The organism is Maribacter sp. (genome assembly GCF_016744255.1).
Classification (GTDB): Bacteria; Bacteroidota; Bacteroidia; order Flavobacteriales; family Flavobacteriaceae; genus Maribacter_B.
On record NZ_JADGES010000157.1, the window covers coordinates 1 to 4487 of the forward strand.

Annotated in this window: 5 protein-coding genes; all 5 read right to left on the reverse strand. The window is 32.6% G+C overall.

Features of this window, described 5'->3' with window-relative positions; translation table 11 throughout:
* The coding region (locus QZZ51_RS16185; protein WP_291871574.1) for an ATP-binding protein at positions 1-609 on the reverse strand (609 nt) is incomplete at its 3' end.
* Between the two features lie 154 nt (positions 610-763).
* Positions 764-1660 (reverse strand): DMT family transporter, encoded by an 897-nt coding sequence (locus QZZ51_RS16190; protein ID WP_291871576.1) that lies wholly within the window; start codon positions 1658-1660, stop codon positions 764-766.
* Between the two features lie 233 nt (positions 1661-1893).
* On the reverse strand, positions 1894-2190 hold the full coding sequence (locus tag QZZ51_RS16195; RefSeq protein ID WP_291871578.1) for a hypothetical protein: 297 nt from the start codon (positions 2188-2190) through the stop codon (positions 1894-1896).
* Between the two features lie 7 nt (positions 2191-2197).
* Positions 2198-3076: a hypothetical protein gene (locus QZZ51_RS16200; RefSeq protein WP_291871580.1), complete on the reverse strand. Its 879-nt coding sequence runs from the start codon at positions 3074-3076 to the stop codon at positions 2198-2200.
* A gap of 100 nt (positions 3077-3176) precedes the next feature.
* Complete coding sequence (ychF, locus tag QZZ51_RS16205) at positions 3177-4271, reverse strand: redox-regulated ATPase YchF (RefSeq protein ID WP_291871582.1); 1095 nt, start codon at positions 4269-4271, stop codon at positions 3177-3179.
* Between the last annotated feature and the right edge of the window lie 216 nt (positions 4272-4487).

Here is a 4487-nt window from a genome sequence, read left to right on the forward strand (position 1 = left end):
TCCATTAAAAAGGATAGTTAATCCTGGGTTTAGATATACATAATTTTTAAGCATGCGTTCCACATACTCGTTACGGTAGATGTATTTTTTAAATATAAGCTCATCTGGAGTAAAAGACACTTTAGTTCCTTTACGTTGCGAAGTTTCACTAGGCCCTTCTTCCGTCATTAAATTACCTTGACTAAACTCGGCTACTTTTATTTGGCTGTCCCTAGAAGATTGTACTCTAAAGAAACTAGATAACGCATTTACCGCTTTAGTACCAACCCCATTCAGTCCAACAGATTTTTTAAAGGCCCGAGAATCGTACTTACCACCCGTGTTCATCTTAGAAACTACATCGACCACTTTTCCTAATGGAATTCCACGACCATAATCTCGAACATTAACAATATTATCTTTTATTGCAATCTCTATGGTCTTCCCTGCTCCCATCACAAATTCATCGATACAGTTATCTATAACTTCTTTTAAAAGAATGTAGATACCATCATCTGCAGAAGACCCGTCTCCCAATTTTCCAATATACATCCCTGGTCGCATACGAATATGCTCCTTCCAGTCCAGGGAGCGGATATTATCTTCGGTATATTGGGTATTTTCTGCCATACGTAGGGATTTAAACGAAAGTGTTGCTAATATAACACGACTTATAAAATAATAAAACCCCTATCTATTAAAGTAATTAACAATAAGTGATTTTGTTTTGTTGATATAATATAAAATTGAAAAAAATAGCTATTATTAAATAACAATAAGGGTCTTATTTTTTACTTTTAGTTACCAAAGACACTCCAAATATTACAATAACTATTCCTAGAAATTGCCAAGAACTAATCCGTTCATCTAAAAATATAAAAGCCAATAGTATGGTTGAAATTGGACCTAAACTACCAAAAATAGAGAATGTATTGGCACCTAAATTTTGAATGGCAGCAGAGACTAAGAAAGAAGGGATTACAGTGCAAAAAATAGCCATTGCTAGTCCAATATAATAGACTTCTTTTGGGTACTTAAAAATAGCCATATCGCCTTGTATTAAAAAGTGAATACAAATACATACCGTGGAGACTATCATAGCATTAGCAGTAAACTTGGATGCTCCAAATTTTGGAATTAACCACCCACTACCAACCAAATATGCTGCATATGTAATGGCGCTTAGGAAAATAAGAATTACTCCTTTATATGTTGCTTCTCCATTTAATCCTATTTCTTGCCAAAACGTAACTAAAACACCTACATAGGTAACCAAAATTGCTATAGATTGTTTCTTGGATATTTTCTTCTTAAAAAACACCCATGACAACAGCACAACTATGGTTGGGTATACAAATAAAATGATTCTTTCTAAACCTGCTTTAATATATTGCAAACCCATAAAATCGAATAAACTGGCCAGGTAGTAGCCTAAGAAACCAAATAATATTAACCATAAATAATCTTTACTGCTTATGTCATTAGTCCTATTTTTATTCTTTTTTAATGCTATTACTACATAAAAAGGTAACGCAAAAACCATACGAAAAAGTAAAAGGGATAAATGGTCTATGTTATAGGTATATGCAACTTTTACAAGTACCGCTTTTGCTGAGAATAATAATACACCAAGAATAGCATAAATAATACCGATACTTGTTCTGGAAGATGTTTTAAACATAAAGCTAAATTAGGGCGACTGTTCAATTAAGAATCCTTTGGCTATAACATATTACAATGTTCAAAATACAAATTAGAGTATAAAAACACGGATTAGATAAATGGATTAAGGATTAAACAAACATCTAATCAGGGGCAAACAACAGCAACATATATCCTACCCCTCGTCTGATATATTTGTTGTGAACTAAAAAGATACTTCGGATTAAAGAAGAGAATTTAGGATATAGTATGCTACATAAAAAACAAACAACTAAAAACTAAAAAAAACAAAATCGTAACCGCGCTAAACACGCTAACCTCTTTGGTGAAAGCTGGTATAACGAGTTTGTAAATTGCGAGAAGCAACCCAAAAAAAGCACCTAATACAGCGCTACCTCCAGCAAACATGTTTCTAAACATACTATACATATCATGTTTTAAATGCTCTGGAGTCATATATTCTTTAACGCTAGCTAAGCCAAACGAAAGTATAGTAAAAACCAATATTCCTACCAGCATCCAAAACAATATAAATTTAAATGATTTCATAAACTTATTAGTGATATAATTTCTCTGACCGAACTCCATTATTATAGGAAACAGTTTTCTCTAAAATACCTTCCTCATAAAAGTACTCTGTTCTTATTATTAGTTTCCCTTCTTTATACTCTTCGGTTAATGTAAGTACCCCTTTGTCTGTGAAATTTTTCCAAATCCCTATTCTTTTATCGTTTTTAAACAAGCGTAATTCATATAGGCTTCCATCCGTACGGTATTCTTTAAAAACTCCATCATACTTACCAAAAGTATAATTTTGATCTTTATCAACCTTTCCATTTTTATGGTATGAAACTCGTTTTCCGTTCCATTGTCCATTTTTTATTGTGTACGTTAGCTCTAGCTGTCCATTAGCATAGAACACCTCCCAATAACCATCTTTTGCCTGCGAATATCCAGCTAATGAATTTTCTTGATGGTAGGTTCTCTTAGATCTTAAGGCTCCATTGTTATAAAATGTTTTTGAGACACCATACATAGCACCATCTTTATAATTGGTACTATCTGCTAAAACTCCATTTCTATGGTAACCTAACAAAACACCTTCTATGTATGCCCCTTTACTTTTAACAACATTTCTTTTGTTTCCATTCTCATAGAAACGCACTGTATTTAAAAGGTCATCGGGTTGTTTTATTGTAAGCTCTTCTATATCTCCATTAGCATAACAAGAAGTGTGTATTTTGTTTTCATTAATATCTATTCTTGTTTTATCACAATCGGGAAAATCTTTAGCTTTTAAAAAGGACTCCAAGTCAAAAGGCTTGTTTGTTGAATTTCTTAAAATAATAGTTTTTTTAGCTTTAGAAACTATTAAGCTGTCTTGGCTATAGATTATGCTAGCTAAAAGTAAAAACAATAGTTTTATCAGTTTCATATTAAAATTTCTATTCAAATAATACACATAAAAAAGCACTTACAAAGGTATTATAACCTTTACAAGTGCTTCTATAAAATTAGTGTGTTTAATCTAGTATTTACACATTAAAACGGAAATGCATAACATCGCCATCCTTAACTATATATTCTTTGCCTTCTACTCGCATTTTACCGGCCTCTTTAACCTTAGCCTCACTACCAAAAGTTACATAATCATCATAACCAATTACTTCGGCACGAATAAATCCTTTTTCAAAATCGGTATGTATAACTCCAGCTGCTTGTGGTGCGGTAGCTCCCACAGGAATAGTCCATGCACGTACTTCCTTAACCCCTGCTGTGAAATAAGTTTCTAATTCTAATAATTTATAAGCTCCGCGAATAAGCTTAGCAGAACCAGGCTCATCTAGCCCTAAGTCTTCTAAAAACATCTGGCGCTCTTCATAGGTTTCTAACTCCGTAATATCTGCTTCTGTTCCTACGGCTAATACTATAACCCCTGCATTTTCTTTGGCTACACACTCCTTCACTTTGTCCACATACGCATTGCCTTTTACTGCAGCACCTTCATCTACGTTACAAACATACATAACAGGCTTATCCGTAATAAACTGTAACGGCTTTACAAATTCAGTTCTATCATCTTCACTTATCTCTATAGCTCTTACTGAAACACCTGCTTCTAAACCATTTTTGATTGCCACTAACACAGCTTCTTCCTTCTGTGCTTCTTTATTTCCTGTTCTAGAAGCTTTCTTAACTTTTTCTAATTTCTTATCGACAGTTTCTAAATCTTTCAATTGTAGTTCCATATCGATTGTCTCTTTATCTCTAATAGGATCTACAGATTCATCTACGTGTACTATATTATCATCATCAAAACAACGAAGAACATGAAGAATAGCGTCTGTTTCTCTTATGTTTCCTAAAAACTGATTTCCTAGTCCTTCTCCCTTACTCGCTCCTTTTACCAATCCTGCAATATCTACGATATCTACAGTTGCTGGTAAAACGCGTTCTGGGTTTACCAATTCTTCTAATTTTTCTAATCTAGAATCTGGCACATTAACTACTCCTATATTAGGTTCTATTGTACAAAAAGGAAAATTAGCGCTTTGTGCTTTAGCATTAGATAAACAATTAAAAAGAGTTGATTTACCAACATTTGGTAAGCCTACAATACCAGCTTTCATATAAATAAATTTTAAATCGCTGCAAATATAGTTTATAGTTCTGTATTAAGAATTTTAAATTATAGATTAAGGAGTATTTAAGAAGTACCTAATATGGATAATAAATTATTGAATTTTCAACTAAAAACAGCTCTAAATTATGAATTATGCAAATTTTTACTATAAAAATTATATATTTGTTAGTATCTAACTTAAAAATAACATGGAAATTTCACC